We start from the raw sequence: 15,646 nt of genomic DNA, 5'->3' as shown, positions 1-15,646 counted from the left end.
CCGGAGGCGACAGGTGCGACTGGACAATCAATTCAATCCCATCGCCGAGACGGGCCCGGCCGACGCGCCCGGCACCGAGCCGGAGGCGAAGATCAGGTTGACGTCCGAGGCATCCATGCGCCAGGCCGACGGTCCCTGGCTGCGCAGCGCCCGCTGCACCAGGGCCTGCGACGACAGGCGATGCCAATCTTCCGGCACCCGCTGGCCGTTGGCCACGCCCAGCACCCGCAGCTTGTGACGGATCACCGTATCCAGGGCCGGTGCGAGCTTCACCGCCTCATCAATCTTGGAGAGGATCACGCCCTGGGCTTCGCTGCCGCGCCAGGCCTGGACCACGTCTTCGATGGTCTCGCCCTGCTGGGCGGCATTGACCACCAAAATGCGCTTGATGTTGCGGTGCGCCAGCATGTCCAGCAGTTCGGCGGTGCGGCTGTCCCGCTGGGCGGTACCGGCGGTGTCGATCAGCACCATCTTCTTGGCAGCCAGCAGGTCGAGCAGGTCTTCCAGCGAAGCGCGGTCATGCGCGGTGTGCACCGGCACGCCGAGGATGCGGCCGTAGGCACGCAGCTGCTCGTGGGCGCCGATCCGGTAGGCATCCAGGGTGATCAGGCCGAGCTGGCTGGCACCGTACTTGGTGGCGAAGGCGGCGGCGATCTTGGCGGTCGTCGTGGTCTTGCCCACGCCGGTCGAGCCGATCATCGCAAACACGCCGCCCTGGTCTTCCAGCGCCGGCATCTGCTCGGCGGTGGCGACATTGCGCGACAGCACGTTGCCGGCCCAGGCGGTCCAGTCGGATTCTTCGGTCAGGTGAGCCGGCAGGCCTTCCACCAGCTTGCGCACCAGGGCCGGCGAGAAACCGGCGTCCAGCAGCTTCTGGGTCAGGCGGGCCTGCGTCGGCTGGCGCTGCAGCTTTTCCATGAAGGCCAGGGCACCGAAGCGCTCCTCGATCAGGCCCTTCATGGCGCGCAGCTCGGTCATCATGTCCTGCTCGCGGCGGGCTGGCATCTGGTCCAGGCCCGGCACGCCGAAGCCGCCCAGGTCCTGGGACTGCGCCGGGTGATTGACACGGATCTCGTCGCGCAGCACCGGCGGCACGATGCGCTGGGCGCCTTGCTGCTGGTGATGCTGCGGCTGCTGAGCCGGGTGATGAGGCTGCTGGTGGCCGTGCTGATGCGCAGGCGCGGCGGCGTAACCCTGGCCGTCGTCCACACGACGGGCGCCCAGCGTCTGCATGGCGCTGCGGGCGCGCTGGTCACGGGCGGCCATCATCGAGGCCACCGATTCCTGCATCTGCATCGGGCTCGGTTCCGGCGCGTCCATCATCGGATCGGGCAGGCCGCTCATTTCGGCGGCACGGCGCTTGAGCATGCGTTCCCGGACGTAGTCCTGGAAGGACAGCGTGCTCATCGCCATCGCATTCACATCGTCACCGATGGACGGCGGCTGGCTGTTGGCAAAGCCGGGCTCCTGCCGGGCCGACAGGCGCTGCTTCACGGCCTGGCGCGGCTGCGCTTCAGCACGGGCAGACGCTTGCGGCGCTGGCTGGCGCGGTGCGGCCACCCGCGGCGCGGTCGCGGCCACACGCTCGATCTGCGACATGCCCTCCGGCGCCATGGCCAGCACTTCCACCCCTTCGGGGCAGGGCTTGTTGGACAGCACCACGGCGTCGTCGCCAAAAGCCTGGCGGACCAGGTTCATGGCTTCGCGGGTGTTGCGGGCGGTAAATCGCTTGACGTTCATGCCGTGCCTCCGATGATGGAGCCGATGCGGATAGTGTGCGTTTCCGGGATCTCGCTATGACCCAGCACCTTCAGACGCGGCGCAGCGCGCTTGAGGAGCCGGGCCAGGGGAGCGCGGATCAGGTCGGGAACCAGCAGACAGGCAGGCAGGCCACGGTCTTCCTGAGACTGGGCGGTCTGCGCGGCACTGCGGGCCAGCGTGTCAGCCACGCCAGGGTCCAGGGCAGCGCCGTGCGGGGAATTCAAGGCCTGAGTCACCAGACGCTCCAGTTCGGGTTCGAGGGCAATGACGTCCAGTTCCTTCGCGGGTCCGTAGATCTGCTGCACGATCGCCGGAGCGATGTGGATGCGGATGCGGCGGGCCAGCTCGGCCGGGTCCGAGGTCATGCCGGCGTTTTCGGCCAGGCTTTCCACAATGGAACGCATATCGCGGATGTGCACGCCCTCTTCCAGCAGGAACTGGAGGACTCGTTGCAGGTTGGCGATATTGACCATTTTGGGAATCACGTCTTCGATCAACTGAGGCGCTTGCTTGGTGAGGTGTTCCACCAGCTGCTGGGTTTCCACCCGGCCCAGGAGTCGGGCCGCGTGAACTTGCATCAAGTGTGAGAGATGTGTGGCCACCACGGTCGCGCAATCAACGACCGTAAAGCCTGCCATTTGTGCCATTTCCCTTTGCCGGTCTTCGATCCAGACCGCCGGAAGTCCGAAGGCGGGGTCGGTGGTCTGGGTGCCGATCAGCTTCTGGGTGGCATGCCCGGGGTTGATCGCCAGCCACATGCCGGGGTAGGCCTCGGCTTCTCCGATGACCGCCCCGCGCAGGGTGACGCGGTACTGGCTCGGGCGCAGCTCCAGGTTGTCGCGGATGTGCACCGACGGGGGCAGGAAACCGACGTCCTGCGCAAACTTGCGGCGTACGCCCTTGATGCGGCTGAGCAGGTCGCCTTCGCGGCTCTTGTCCACCAGGGCGATCAGGCGGTAGCCCACTTCCAGGCCCAGGGTGTCGACCGGGGCGACGTCTTCCCAGGAGGCTTCGGCATCCGGATTCGGGGCACCCGCGGCCGGCGCTGCCGATTTGACGGCTTCGGCGGCCTTGGCCTTCACTTCCTTCTGCTGCATCCAGTAGGCCAGGTAACCCAGGCCACCGGCGATCATCAGGAACACCAGATGCGGCATGCCCGGGATCAGGCCCAGGACGGCCACCACGCCGGCGGTGATGCCCACGGCCTTGGTCGAGCCGAAGACCTGCTTGCCGATCATCGAACCGACGTCCTTGTCCTTGCCCACGCGGGAGACCACCAGGGCGGACGCCACCGAGATCAGCAAGGCCGGCACCTGGGCGACCAGCGCGTCACCGACGGCCAGCAGGATGTAGCTGTCGGCGGCCTGGCCGGCGGACAGCCCGTGCTGGGCCACGCCGATGATGAAGCCGCCGATGATGTTGATGAACAGGATCAGGATGCCGGCCACGGCATCGCCGCGCACGAACTTGCTGGCACCGTCCATGGAGCCGAAGAAGTCCGCTTCGTCGCTCAGCTCGGCGCGGCGGCGCTTGGCTTCCTTCTCGTCGATCAGACCGGCGGACAGGTCGGCGTCCACCGCCATCTGCTTGCCGGGCATCGCATCCAGGGTGAAGCGCGCGCCGACTTCGGCGATCCGCTCCGCACCCTTGGTGACCACGATGAAGTTGATCACCACCAGGATGGCGAAGACGATCAGGCCGACGGCGAAATTGCCGCCGATCAGGAAGTGGCCAAAGCTCTCGATCACCTGACCGGCCGCGCCGGCGCCGGTGTGGCCTTCCATCAGCACCACGCGGGTGGAGGCCACGTTCAGCGACAGGCGCATCAGCGTGGTGAGCAGCAGCACCGTCGGGAAGGCGGCGAAGTCCAGCGGCCGCACCATGTGCGAGGCCACCATCATCACCATGATGGCCATGGCGATGTTGAAGGTGAAGAACAGGTCCAGGGCGAAGGGCGGCAGCGGCAGCACCATCATCGCCAGCACCATCATGACGGCGATCGGCGCCCCCAGCGCACCGATGATCGCGGCGCGGGGTCCCAGGAGGTTTTGCAAACGGGCCATCAGCTCGTTCATGGTTCAGCCTTCGTGTGTCTGGGTCAGGGTTGCGGGGCGGCGTCGGTGAACAGGTCGTCCTGTTCCTCGGCAGGCGGGGTCCAGCCCGGCTTCTTGTGCGGATCGAGTTCGTCCGGCACGCTCGGGTTGGGCGCTTCGTTCGGGCTCATGCCACGGCCGGCCAGGGCCGCCTTGAGCTGGTAGACATAGGCCAGCACCTGGGCGACGGCACCGAACAGGGCGCCGGGAATTTCGCGGTCGATCTCGGCATGCGCGTACAGGGCACGGGCCAGGGCCGGCGCGCGCAGCACCGGCACCTTGTTGTCCTTGGCGAGGTCGCGGATCTTGAAGGCCATCAGGTCCAGGCCCTTGGCCACGACCCGTGGGGCGCCCATCTTGGTTTCGTCGTACTGGATGGCGACCGCATAGTGGGTCGGGTTCATCACCACCAGGTCGGCCTTGGGCACCGCGGCCAGCATCTGGCGCTTGATCAGCTCGCGAGCCTTCTGGCGCATGCGATGCTTCATCTCCAGGTTGCCCTCGGCTTCCTTCATTTCATTCTTCGCCTCTTCGCGCGACATCTTCAGGCGCTTGAGGTACATGAAGCGCTGCAGCGGCAGGTCGATGGCGGCGAACAGGAACAGGGCCAGGCCCAGCAGCATCAGGCCGCCCATCAGTTGCTGGCCGGCGAAGGCCAGGGCCGAGGGCAGCGGCACCGACATGATGCCGATGAAGCCGGCGACGCGGTCCTTCAGCGCCAGGGCGCCGATGATGCCCAGCACCAGCGCCAGCAGGCAGGCCTTCAGCGCCTGCGTCAGGTTCTGCCACTGGAACAGCCGGCCGAAACCGCTGAGCGGATTGAGATGGGAGAACTTCGGGGCCAGCGGCTTCATGGTGAAGTTCCAGCCGCCTCCGGCGAGATGGCCTGCGATGGCGGCCACGCTCAGGATCAGCAGCGCCGGCAGTGCCAGCGCAAACGCCTGCCAGGTCAGGCCCGACAGGCGTTCGGTCATCATGCCGGCCGTGCGCAGCTGTTCGGCGTCAAAACGCAACGAGCCTTCCAGCATGCGCTGCATGCGCTCCACCGCCATTGGCATGCCCATGACCATCATCGCCCCGCCCGTGGCCATCACGGTGAAGTGCGGCAGGTCGCGGGAACGCGGCAGCTGCCCTTCCTCGCGAGACCTTTCGATCTTCTTCTGCGAGGCGGGTAAGTTGCGGTCTTGTGCGTCTTGGTCGGCCATGGCGGGGTGAAGGTCTGCGACACCATGCCGCAGCACCGCCATTGTTCGGCGAGCAGGGTCCGGGCTTTAGCCGGATAAAGGGGGGAAAGGGGCGGCTCTTCTGCGCCGGTGGGCGGCAGGCATGCCGGGCCCGGCGGCCCAAAAAAAAGGAGATCCGAAGATCTCCTTGTTCGACGGGCGGCGGCGCGGGGCCGCGCGCCGGAGGGTCAGAAGCCCAGGGACGCCAGCAGGTCGTCCACTTCCGACTGGTTGCTCACCACATCGGTACGGCCTTCCGGGTTCACGACCGGGCCCTGCAGGATGCTCGGGTCCACCTTCTCGCGCTGCTCCGGCGGCACCACCTGCACCAGCAGCTTGACCAGGCTGTCTTCCAGGTCATTGGCGAGCGTGACCACCTTGGCGACGACCTGACCGGTGAGGTCATGGAAGTCCTGCGCCATCATGATGTCGGTCAGGTGGTTGTCGATCTTGGAGGTCGATTCTTCGACTTCCTTGACGAAGTTGAACACCGCACCGGTGGCCACGGCCTTGACCGGGTCGGCGGTGATGGCCTGGGCCATGGCGTTGGCAGCCGCAGAAATGCGGGCGTGCTCGGCCTTGGCCTGGTCCACGTGATTCAGCACCTTGTTGGCAGCATCGGCCGTCTTGGTGGCAATGTAGGTCAGGCGGCTGCGCGCATCGGGCAGGCCGTCCGTCGCCACCTGCAGCTTGGGCATGACACCCAGTTGCTGCATGGTGTCATGCAGCACCCGGGTGATATTGCCCAGCTGCTGAAAAACCTCGGGCGACACCGACAAGGGCTCGGTGGCGTTCTGACTCAGTTTGGCCAACTCTTCCATCTGCATGGTGGGACTCCCAACGCGTCAGGCCGCAGCGGCCAGTTTCTGCATGATCTTCTGGACTTTTTCTTCCAGCGTCGCCTTGGTGAAGGGCTTGACGATGTAGCCGGCGGCGCCACTCTGGGCGGCCAGCACGATGTCTTCCTTGCGGGCTTCGGCGGTCACCATCAGCACCGGCAGGTGCTTCAGGCTGGCGTCTTCCTTGATGGCCTTGAGCAGTTCAAAGCCATTCATGTTGGGCATGTTGATGTCACTGACGACGAAATCGTATTTCGCCTGTTTCAGCATGCTCAGGGCCTCGACGCCATCTTCCGCCTCTTCGGCGTTGTTGTAGCCGATTTCCTTCAGCAGACCGCGCACGATCCGGCGCATGGTCGAGAAGTCATCGACGATCAAGAATTTCATGTCAGTGCTCATGGCGTTCCTCTGAGGGGACTGGAGGGCTTTGGGGCGATATACGGGAATTCAAAGGCGCCGCGGGTTACCGGCCCGCTGCTGCCGAACCCGCAGCCATCGGTTCGCTGGCTGCTTCGCTCGGGGCGTCTTCATCATCCGTCAAGTTCTTCAGGACTGCATCTTCAGCATCGCGATTCATCACGATGATGCTGATGCGGCGATTGACCGGGCTTTTTGAATCCTTGGTGTCGAGCAACTTGCTGGAAGCCAGACCCTGCACGCGCAGTACCCGGCTGTCCGGCAGACCGCCCGCCAGCAGCTCGCGTCGCGAGGCGTTGGCACGGTCGGCGGACAGCTCCCAGTTGCTGTATCCACGCTCACCGCCAGAAAACGGTTGGGAGTCCGTATGACCTTCCAGCGTCAGCCGGTTGGGCACCTCGGACAGTACTCCCCCCAGTTCCTGGAGCAGCTCGCGCATATACGGCTTCACCACGGCACTGCCACTGTCAAACATAGGACGATTATTCTCGTCCACGATTTGGATGCGCAAGCCCTCGCGGGTCATGTCCAGCCGTATTTGTCCACCTAATGCCGCAATTTTTGGGTTGTCGGCAATGATTTTTTCGACCTTGTCCTTGAGTTGTTGCAGCCTCACCCGCTCAGCGCGGCGCTGCTCTTCCTTCAAGGCCTTCAAATTCACTGTCTTTCGAGGAGATTCCACATCGCCGGCCTTGACCTGACCGGTCTGGCGGGTGAGATCCTGACCGCCACCCTTGATGATGTGGGAGGCATCGCCGGAGCCGGAACCGCCAAACATGGCCACTTTCAGCGGCGAGGCGAAATAGTCGGCAATGCCCTTTTTGTCGCCCTCGGTGGTGGAGCCGAGCAGCCACATCAGCAGGAAGAAGGCCATCATCGCCGTCACGAAGTCGGCATAGGCGATCTTCCAGGCGCCGCCGTGAGCGGCATGGCCGCCCTTCTTGACGCGCTTGATGATGATGGGCTGAAGTTTTTTGGCGTCTCCGGCCATGGTGAAGTCCTTGCGGCCTGGGTTACTTCTTCTTCACGTGGCCTTCGAGCTCGGCGAAGGTCGGACGTTCGGTGGAATACAGCACCTTGCGGCCAAACTCGATGGCCACCTGCGGTGCATATCCCTGCATCGACGCCAGAAGGGTCGTCTTGATGCACTGCAATTCCTTGCCGGCTTCGTCCACCTTGGCCTCCAGCGCACCGGCCAGCGGCTCGGCGAATGCATAGGCCAGCAAAATACCCAGGAAGGTACCGACCAGGGCGGAGCCGATCATGCCGCCCAGCACCGCCGGGGGTTGCCCCACCGAGCCCATGGTGTTCACCACGCCCAGCACCGCGGCGACGATCCCGAAGGCCGGGAGGCCACCGGCCAGACGCTGAATCGCCTGCACCGCCAGGAAGGCTTCATGGTGATGGGTATCGATCTCGGCGTCCATCAGCGACTCGATCTCATGGGCATTGAGGTTGCCCGACACCATCATGCGCAGGTAATCCGTGATGAATTCCGCAACATGGTGGTCGTTGCCAACGGTGGGGTACTTCTGGAAGAGCGGCGAGCTGTGCGGATCTTCCACATCCTTTTCGATCGACATCAGGCCCTCCTTGCGAGCCTTTTGAAGGATGTCGTAGAGCAGTGCCAGCAGCTCCATGTAGCGGGCCTTGGTGTATTTGCTGCCCTTGAAGCATTCCCCCAATCCCTTCATGGTGGCCTTCATGACCTTGGGGGGATTGGTGGCCAGCATGCCGCCGATGGCCGCACCGAAGATGGTGGTCATCTCAAACGGCAGTGCATGCAGCACCACGCTGATGTTTCCTCCGTGCGCGATGAACACGCCGAAGATGCAAGCCAACGCGAGCACCCAACCAATGATGACAAACATGGAAGTGGTTCCGTCCTGAAAATTCCGCCGCGACCGTTGCCGGCACGACCCGTCTCATCTCATATCGACCGAGGGCCCCGAGGGCTTGAGCGGTCTTTTGGCGACTGTCCGGTCTGCCTCGACTGCCGGGGCTACCGAACCTCGCGCGCTGACTCGGGCGTCAGGTCCTCGATCCGGTAGACATGCAGCCGGTGGCGGGTCCCGGTCTCCAGCTGCGCATGGGCGGTCTGCCCCGGCAGCGGGAAATCCAGGCTCACCAGCCAGCGGCCTGCAGGCATTTCGGCCAGCGCCTTGTCCAGTGCCCGCGGCATGGACTCGGGACGCTGGAACAGGTAGACCAGGTCCATCTCCCGCCACGACTGGGCCCAGAGGTCGCCCCGGGACACGGTGGCCCAGCGGCAGCGCAGCCGAGCCAGCAGCCACAGGAACGGACTGTATTCAATCCCGTGCAGTTGCACGGCGGGATAAGCGCGGCGAAGCGCTACCAATCCATCGCCCAAACCACAGCCGGCGTCGAGAACGTGCGCTTGTTCACGCAGCGTCAGCACGGTCGGCAGTGCCTTCAGCGCGTCATGAGGGGTGGGAAACAGCGGCGCGTCGGACCAGCCTCGGCGCGGATAGGCGACCAGCAGGATGGCCAGGGGAATCAGCCAGACCCAGCCGGGCAGCGGCGCGCCGCTGACCAGCAGGGCCAGCGGGAAGCCGCCTGCCACGATGGCGCGCCGCCAGGGCTGGTGGTACAGCCCGGCGAAGATCAGCCCCAGACCGATGCTGACCACTGCGGCCGGCCAGTCCGGCCCGAAGGCCCGCCAGACGGCCCAGCAGGTCGCCCAGCAGGCCAGCGCATGCGCCGGCCAGCGCCAGGCGGGCGGCAGCGCTTCGTCGCGGGTGTCCGCACGGGCTGCCGGGGAGTCCTCCGAAGGCGGAGGTGCGTAGGGATCGTTCAAGCCGACGGTCGAGGGTGAAGGCAAAACGATTGTGCGGGATTCAAGGCGCCGCCGGCCAGCGGCAACGCCTTGGGATGTCGTCTGGGTGGGTGACGGCGTGGTCACTGCGCTCAGTGCATTTGCAGGCCGCCAGCCGCCTTGCCCTTGCCCGCACGTGCCGGCGGGTTGCACAGGCCACACACATAGTGCTTGGCCACTTCGTGGGGGTGGGTGACAAAGTGACCGTGGCACTTGCTGCACTTGGTCAGCGTCAGCATGCCGTTGTCCACGAACTTGACGAGGCGCCAGGCGCGGGTCACCGACAGCAGCGGTTCCAGGTTCTGGGCCTGGGTGTGCTCCTGGTAGAGCTGGTAGGCCTTGATCACGGTGTCGATCTCGTCCATCTCGGCCACCTTGTTCAGGTATTCATGAATGTTCATGAACAGGCTCGCATGGATGTTGGGTTGCCAGCTCATGAACCAATCGGTCGAGAACGGCAGTTGGCCCTTGCTCGGGCTCTTGCCCGAGACTTCCTTGTACAGACGCAGCAAACGCTCATAGCTCAGATCGGTTTCCGACTCCAGCACCTGCAGGCGAGCGCCAAGGTTGATCAGCGTCACGGCGCGTTCGATCTGCTTGGCTTCGGTCAGGATGGACTTGGTGCGCATGGGAAACCTCTCGGAACTGGGGAATTCAGGGAACGGGGCGACGGTCGATCAGGCCGCTTCGTGATGGCGACCGGCCATCAGAATCGAAGCGTGCAGGCGGGAGACCGATTCGTTCGCGGCAGGCTTGCCGTGGCTGGTCAGCAGGCCCCAGACCAGGTCGTCGTCCATGCGGAAGCGGCACAGCAGCGTGTTGCCGGCAGCGACCTTCATCATCTGAGCGGGGCTCAGGGTGTTCAGCAGCGTGGCCGTTTCTTCGGAGATGCCCAGGCGGAACAGGGCCTGCTCGCGGTCCGAGCGGATGAGGCTCTGCGCCAGCATCAGGTAGGACAGGTTGGCTTCGCGGATTTCAGCGAGGATCTGGTCAGCGTTCATCTCGTTTACCTCAGGTCTGTGTTGGGGGCCGTCTGTTGCGTCGTCGTGGTGACGTCGCGGCATGGGTTGAACTGTAGAGAACGAGAAACAAAGCCGACATCAGGGGGCTTCTATGCCTTTCTTAGGGCGCAGGACGACGGCGGTGTCAGGGAACTTCCTACAAGCTGCCAGATCAGCGCCATGGGGACCCTGCTTTTCTGCCAATCACGTCACGAACGAGGCGCTGGAAACTGCTCCCGCAGTGCCTGGGCCTCTTCCGCCCTCCCCGTCCCTTCCAGGACCAGCGCCAGGTTGTGCGCCGCAAGGTAACTGCCGCGGCCGGCGACCGCGCCCGGTTGGTCCGGCTGCTCACCCAGCAGCAGACAGCGCCGCCAGGCGTCCTCCATCATCGGCAGCAGGACGTCGGCCTGGCCCGGATCCTCGGCCGCCCAGTCGAGCAGCAGGTCTCCGAGCGCGAAGAACACATCGGGTGAGGACTCGCAAATGGCCAGCTGGCCGTCCGCGAACACGACGCCGTCCGCATGGCGACCCAGCCGCTTGAGGCCGAAGAGCCGACGTGCGACCAGATCGGGCCACCAGGCGGGGGCTGTAGCGGGCGCGGGGTGAGCACCGGCTGCGCCGTCCTCGGCATTGCACATCGGCCACGCGTCACTGGGGAGCAACCCTGCGCAGTTCGCGAAGGCGTCTTCGGCCTCGGCATAGTTGTTGTACACCGAGCAGTCTTTGCCAAGCTGATACCAGAGGTAGGCGCTGGCAGGCTGATCCGCGATGGCGGCCTCCAGAAGGCGACGATTGCGTCCTGCCTTGTCGCGCAGACGCGCACTGAGGTAGCCATCGTGACCGATATGGAGAGGTACGGCGTACACCGGCCGTTGATGCACCGGCTGCTCATGGATGCGCCCGGCATAACGCACGTCGCCCGGCAACAGACGACTCAGGCGCGTGTGGGCCACCCCGTCGTCGAAGTGGTCCTCCAGCGCGACGGTGCCGACGAAATCGGGCGCGGTTTGACGCAGGGCCTCCAGCGCTTCCCCGCCGCTGATCAGCCATTCATCGGCGTCCAGCACCAGATGCCAATCGGCGTTCGCAAGATCGAGCGCGGTGTTGCGCGCCTGAGCGAAGTCATCCGGCCACGGCGCATGGGCCACGCGGGCACCCGCCTGCGCGGCGCGCACGGCGGTGTCGTCGGTCGAGCCGGTGTCCAGCACCAGCATGTCGTCCAACCACGGGCGGACACTGTCCAGCAGCCGCCCGATGTGGGCGGCCTCATTCCTGGCGATGACGACCAGGCAGGTACGCCAACGGGTGGACATGAAGCGACCGTATCAGTTCAATTGCAGACCGCCAGCGGCCTTGCCCTTACCCGCACGTGCCGGCGGGTTGCACAGGCCACACACATAGTGCTTGGCCACTTCGTGGGGGTGGGTGACAAAGTGACCGTGGCACTTGCTGCACTTGGTCAGCGTCAGCATGCCGTTGTCCACGAACTTGACGAGGCGCCAGGCGCGGGTCACCGACAGCAGCGACTCCAGGTTCTGGGCCTGGGTGTGCTCCTGGTAGAGCTGGTAGGCCTTGATCACGGTGTCGATCTCGTCCATCTCGGCCACCTTGTTCAGGTATTCATGAATGTTCATGAACAGGCTCGCATGGATGTTGGGTTGCCAGCTCATGAACCAATCGGTCGAGAACGGCAGTTGGCCCTTGCTCGGGCTCTTGCCCGAGACTTCCTTGTACAGACGCAGCAAACGCTCATAGCTCAGATCGGTTTCCGACTCCAGCACCTGCAGGCGAGCGCCAAGGTTGATCAGCGTCACGGCGCGTTCGATCTGCTTGGCTTCGGTCAGGATGGACTTGGTGCGCATGGGAAACCTCTCGGAACTGGAATTCAGGGGACGGGGCGACGTTCGATCAGGCGGCTTCGTGATGGCGACCGGCCATCAGGATCGAAGCGTGCAGGCGGGAGACCGAATCGTTCGCAGCCGGCTTGCCGTGGCTGGTCAGCAGGTTCCAGACCAGATCGTCGTCCATGCGGAAGCGGCACAGCAGCGTGTTGCTGGCGGCCATCTTCATCATCTGGGCGGGGCTCAGGGTGGTGAGCAGGATGGCGGTGTCTTCCGAGATGCCCAGGCGGAACAGCGCCTGTTCGCGGTCCGTGCGAATGAGGCTCTGCGCCAGCATCAGATAGGACAGGTTGGCTTCGCGAATCTCGGCGAGGATCTGGTCTGCATTCATGGGGCTCTCCTGGGGGGCGTTGTGGCTGCGTTGGATTGAATTCTGCGGATTCATCGAGGCCGACAACATCAGGGTGACACCAGATGCGAGCTAGGGAACGCGCCGACCGGCGTGTCAGCGCACTTCCTACACGCTGACAGGCGCGGCAGACAGTCCAGGGGAGACCGGTCACGCTGGCGACCGCATCGGAAGTGCGCGCAAGCCCGGTGGGCTGGGACTTCCAGCGTGGCTGACACGTCGCGCGCAGAGGCTGGCGGACGTCAGTCAGTCGAGGGCCCCCTGTCGGGGCCGGTGCGCCAGGCTTGGCGCCTGAGCGCGATCCGCACGACGGCGGATCACAAAAATACGTCAGCGGGTGACACCGGCCGTGGCGTCTCACCGCCCGGATCGGCCGCCTGCGAGCCCTGAGGGCCCGTCAAAGCGGCACTTTGTCACACGGCGCCCTCAGGTCATCTGCAGGCGACGCAGTTCGGTGGCCACCAGCGGAGCCAGCTCCGGGGTTTCGCGCTTGAGCATCTCGGCGGCTTCACCCTGGCACAGGGTGGTCAGCACTTCGATGGCGGCCTTCACTTCACCCAGACCGGACAGCGCAAAGGCCAGCGTATAGAGGCTGGGGGCGTGCTGCGGCTGGATCTGGATGGCCTGATGGGCATACAGCGCGGCATCGGCCAGCTGACCGGCCGAGAGCAGCAGCGCGGCCACGTCAGACATCAGGTCCACGCTGGTCGGTTCGATTTCCAGTGCATTGCACAGAAGGTTCACCCCTTCACCGAGGCGGCCCAGTGCGGCCTGTTCGAACGCGGCATTGCGGGCCTGGGCCAGCAACAGCATGGCTTCGTGGGAACCGGGCTGAATGCGGCTCACGCCGTCGGTCGACGGGGTGGACACGATGGACGCGGCGGACCGTGCCTGGCCGATCGTCGGGTTCGCGGATTGGGCGGTGTGCAGCGGCATAGACCTCTCCATGTGGGTCAGCAAGGATCACTGGGACATGACAACTACCGCACATCGCGGTGATGGCATCCCCAGGGTGACGGGGTGCGCCACCGGGCTCGGCAACGCTGGGAAGGACTTTAGGGGGAGGCTCTTGTGATCAAGCACACGAAAAGCGGCGGAATCACCGGCCAATCCCTTCATTGCCGGGCGCGGATGCCGTTAATCAGGTGTGTCCGTCGCATTGACTGGCGGCAGGGGCGAAGCTCCCGCCAAAAGTCAAACGCAGAAAAGCCTGTTGTCAGACCCTCTTTTCAAGTTTTCAGGTGTCTTGACAAACAGCCCTCAAGTTCTATGGCGACTGTGCCGACAACCAAAACAACGGGTCTGCTTGCAGACACGTCGTCCGGTTAGAAGGCCAGGCGTCCAGGCCCCAGGGAGGGGCGGGGGCGAGATGGGTTGACTAGCGCCGGACTGGCACAACTCCTGTGTGGTTCGGCACTTTTGCCGGTATGTATTTCTAGATTGCTGTTAGGAGCAAAACATGGCCCAAGTCATCAACACCAACCTGCTGTCGCTGAACGCTCAGCGCAATACCTCTACCAGCCAGAGCTCGTTGGCTGTTTCGATGCAGCGCCTGTCTTCCGGCCTGCGCGTCAACTCCGCCAAGGACGACGCTGCCGGTCTGGCGATTGCGGACCGCATGCAAGCGCAGATGCGCGGCATGAACGTGGCCCAGCGCAATGCCAACGACGGCATCTCGCTGTCGCAAACGGCTGAAGGCGCGCTGTCCAAGGTGGGTGACTCGCTGCAGCGTATGCGTGAACTGGCGGTGCAGGCCCGTAACGCCACCAACACCACGTCTGACCTGGATTCGATCGGTCAGGAATATGCGCAGCTGGGTTCTGAAATCCAGCGCGTGCTGGGCGGCACCACCTTCAACGGCCGCGCCATTCTGGCGACGGACGCTGGCACCCAGACTTTCCAGATCGGCGCCAACACGACGTCGAATGACTCGGTGGACGTGGTCACGACCAACATGACGACCGACACCACCATCACTGCGGTGACCGGCGGCGCCATCACCAACGCGTCCACCACGTCCGACCTGGCCACGGTGATCGACAACATTGACTCGGCCATCAAGACCGTGTCGGGTGAGCGTTCCAAGCTGGGTGCTTCGCAGAACCGTTTCGACGCCATCATCTCCAACCTGCAGATCTCGGTGGAGAACCAGACGGCGGCTCGCAGCCGGATCATGGATGCGGACTTCGCGTCTGAGACCGCGAACCTGAGCCGTGCGCAGATCCTGCAACAGGCTGGCAACGCCATGATCGCCCAGGCGAACCAGGCTCCCCAGCAAGTGCTGGCCCTGCTGCGCTGATCGGCCCGACCGCAAGCGCCGGATGAAGGACGGGGCCTCGGCCCTCTCCTTCGCAGCCCGCGCCTCGCCTGGATCTTCCGGGCCTGGCTGCGCCTGCGACGGCGCCCCTGCGGCCACACCCTGCGCCACAACGTACGGTGTTCCCCGCCCCCGCAAGTGCATCGACCTGTGCGATGGATGGAGTAGTGCCCGGCTTGCGGGGTGCGGCGAACGTCTGTGGCGACAGAGACGGGGCGGACGCTTGCTCTCAATGAGCGTCTGCCCGGTCTTTGAATGAAGCCGGTCTTTGATTGAATGCCCTGCTACGGCTCTGGCCGGAGCGAGGCGCGCTGCCTGATGGAGGCCGGAAGGTCTTGATGAGGGAAGTTGCGGCCTGCCAGCGCACTGCCCGTGGCAGGACGGGGTCACACGCGGACCTCGCAGGTAATGAATGAAGAGAAGACAACCGTGGCAGGCCCACTGATCCGAAGAATGAGCCGGACTGGGGCCCGTTTGCGGAAGTAAAGAAGGGAATGGCCGGCGGAGCCGGACAGGAATAGTGAGGTCGGACTCAAACAGTCCGGTGGACTGTTTGAGCCTACCGAACGCCCGGGCCACTGGCCCGGGCCATGAAGCAAACGGGTCCCAGGACGGCGACTTCGGAGCGCAGGCCTCGGTCTAAAAACGACTTCATTCAGTCCTCAGTCTTGCTCCATCCAGCCCGCCCAACGCATTGAAGACAGAGAACAAAAAGAGGAAGAGGAAAACGTCCGTCCCGGTGGGAGCACCGGAGAGCCCTGCGCTGCTGCCCTAGACATCGGTGGCGCTGCCGGGGTTCTCACCGGGACCGCGTCCTTCCCGCCCTCGCCTGCCACGCGCCTGGAGGGCCTCGGTAACCTGTCCACTCCGGGCGCCCCACGCCCCCGGTTGAATCGAAGAAAGGCCAGG

Annotated in this window: 15 protein-coding genes; 1 reads left to right on the top strand and 14 read right to left on the bottom strand. The window is 64.8% G+C overall.

Annotated elements, in window-relative coordinates; all coding sequences use genetic code 11:
* Positions 1-27: 27 nt before the first annotated feature.
* The 14 genes from flhF to FHS28_RS19635 all read right to left on the bottom strand — a co-directional run bounded on the left by flhF (position 28) and on the right by FHS28_RS19635 (position 13,356).
* A complete protein-coding gene (gene flhF, locus FHS28_RS19700; protein ID WP_088453549.1) occupies positions 28-1,740 on the bottom strand; it encodes a flagellar biosynthesis GTPase FlhF in 1,713 nt (570 codons plus the stop codon).
* On the bottom strand, positions 1,737-3,836 hold the full coding sequence (flhA, locus tag FHS28_RS19695) for a flagellar biosynthesis protein FlhA (RefSeq protein ID WP_088453548.1): 2,100 nt from the start codon (positions 3,834-3,836) through the stop codon (positions 1,737-1,739). Before flhA ends, flhF begins: the two co-directional genes overlap by 4 nt.
* 23 nt (positions 3,837-3,859) lie before the next feature.
* Complete coding sequence (gene flhB, locus FHS28_RS19690; RefSeq protein ID WP_088453547.1) at positions 3,860-5,059, bottom strand: flagellar biosynthesis protein FlhB; 1,200 nt, start codon at positions 5,057-5,059, stop codon at positions 3,860-3,862.
* 206 nt (positions 5,060-5,265) lie between these two features.
* Positions 5,266-5,904, bottom strand: coding sequence for a protein phosphatase CheZ (locus tag FHS28_RS19685; protein ID WP_088453546.1), 639 nt, complete (start codon positions 5,902-5,904; stop codon positions 5,266-5,268).
* Positions 5,905-5,922: 18 nt separating this feature from the next.
* Positions 5,923-6,315: a chemotaxis response regulator CheY gene (gene cheY / locus FHS28_RS19680; RefSeq protein ID WP_058934552.1), complete on the bottom strand. Its 393-nt coding sequence runs from the start codon at positions 6,313-6,315 to the stop codon at positions 5,923-5,925.
* Between the two features lie 64 nt (positions 6,316-6,379).
* Positions 6,380-7,324: a flagellar motor protein MotB gene (gene motB / locus FHS28_RS19675; RefSeq protein WP_088453545.1), complete on the bottom strand. Its 945-nt coding sequence runs from the start codon at positions 7,322-7,324 to the stop codon at positions 6,380-6,382.
* Positions 7,325-7,346: 22 nt separating this feature from the next.
* The gene (gene motA / locus FHS28_RS19670) at positions 7,347-8,204 is read right to left on the bottom strand and encodes a flagellar motor stator protein MotA (protein WP_088453544.1); all 858 of its coding nucleotides are present in this window, start codon (positions 8,202-8,204) and stop codon (positions 7,347-7,349) included.
* A gap of 131 nt (positions 8,205-8,335) precedes the next feature.
* Entirely contained in the window at positions 8,336-9,151 is an 816-nt protein-coding gene (locus FHS28_RS19665; protein WP_184295255.1) for a class I SAM-dependent methyltransferase, read from the bottom strand.
* Positions 9,152-9,261: 110 nt separating this feature from the next.
* Entirely contained in the window at positions 9,262-9,798 is a 537-nt protein-coding gene (gene flhC / locus FHS28_RS19660) for a flagellar transcriptional regulator FlhC (RefSeq protein WP_184295252.1), read from the bottom strand.
* 48 nt (positions 9,799-9,846) lie between these two features.
* Positions 9,847-10,170: a flagellar transcriptional regulator FlhD gene (gene flhD, locus FHS28_RS19655; RefSeq protein ID WP_088454778.1), complete on the bottom strand. Its 324-nt coding sequence runs from the start codon at positions 10,168-10,170 to the stop codon at positions 9,847-9,849.
* Positions 10,171-10,379: 209 nt separating this feature from the next.
* Complete coding sequence (locus tag FHS28_RS19650) at positions 10,380-11,483, bottom strand: glycosyltransferase family 2 protein (RefSeq protein WP_088454777.1); 1,104 nt, start codon at positions 11,481-11,483, stop codon at positions 10,380-10,382.
* Between the two features lie 12 nt (positions 11,484-11,495).
* Positions 11,496-12,032 (bottom strand): flagellar transcriptional regulator FlhC, encoded by a 537-nt coding sequence (flhC, locus tag FHS28_RS19645; protein WP_184295249.1) that lies wholly within the window; start codon positions 12,030-12,032, stop codon positions 11,496-11,498.
* Positions 12,033-12,078: 46 nt separating this feature from the next.
* Positions 12,079-12,402, bottom strand: coding sequence for a flagellar transcriptional regulator FlhD (flhD, locus tag FHS28_RS19640; protein ID WP_088454761.1), 324 nt, complete (start codon positions 12,400-12,402; stop codon positions 12,079-12,081).
* 444 nt (positions 12,403-12,846) lie between these two features.
* A complete protein-coding gene (locus FHS28_RS19635; RefSeq protein ID WP_184295246.1) occupies positions 12,847-13,356 on the bottom strand; it encodes a tetratricopeptide repeat protein in 510 nt (169 codons plus the stop codon).
* 523 nt (positions 13,357-13,879) lie between these two features.
* Between FHS28_RS19635 and FHS28_RS19630 the strand changes: the two genes are divergently transcribed.
* Positions 13,880-14,719, top strand: a complete 840-nt coding sequence (locus FHS28_RS19630; protein ID WP_088454759.1) for a flagellin N-terminal helical domain-containing protein — start codon at positions 13,880-13,882, stop codon at positions 14,717-14,719.
* The last annotated feature ends 927 nt before the right edge of the window (positions 14,720-15,646 follow it).

Origin of the sequence: Roseateles terrae (genome assembly GCF_014192155.1) — a bacterium.
Classification (GTDB): Bacteria; Pseudomonadota; Gammaproteobacteria; order Burkholderiales; family Burkholderiaceae_C; genus Roseateles; species Roseateles terrae.
The sequence above is the reverse complement of the archived record's forward strand: the minus strand, read 5'-3'. Positions and strand labels throughout refer to the sequence as shown.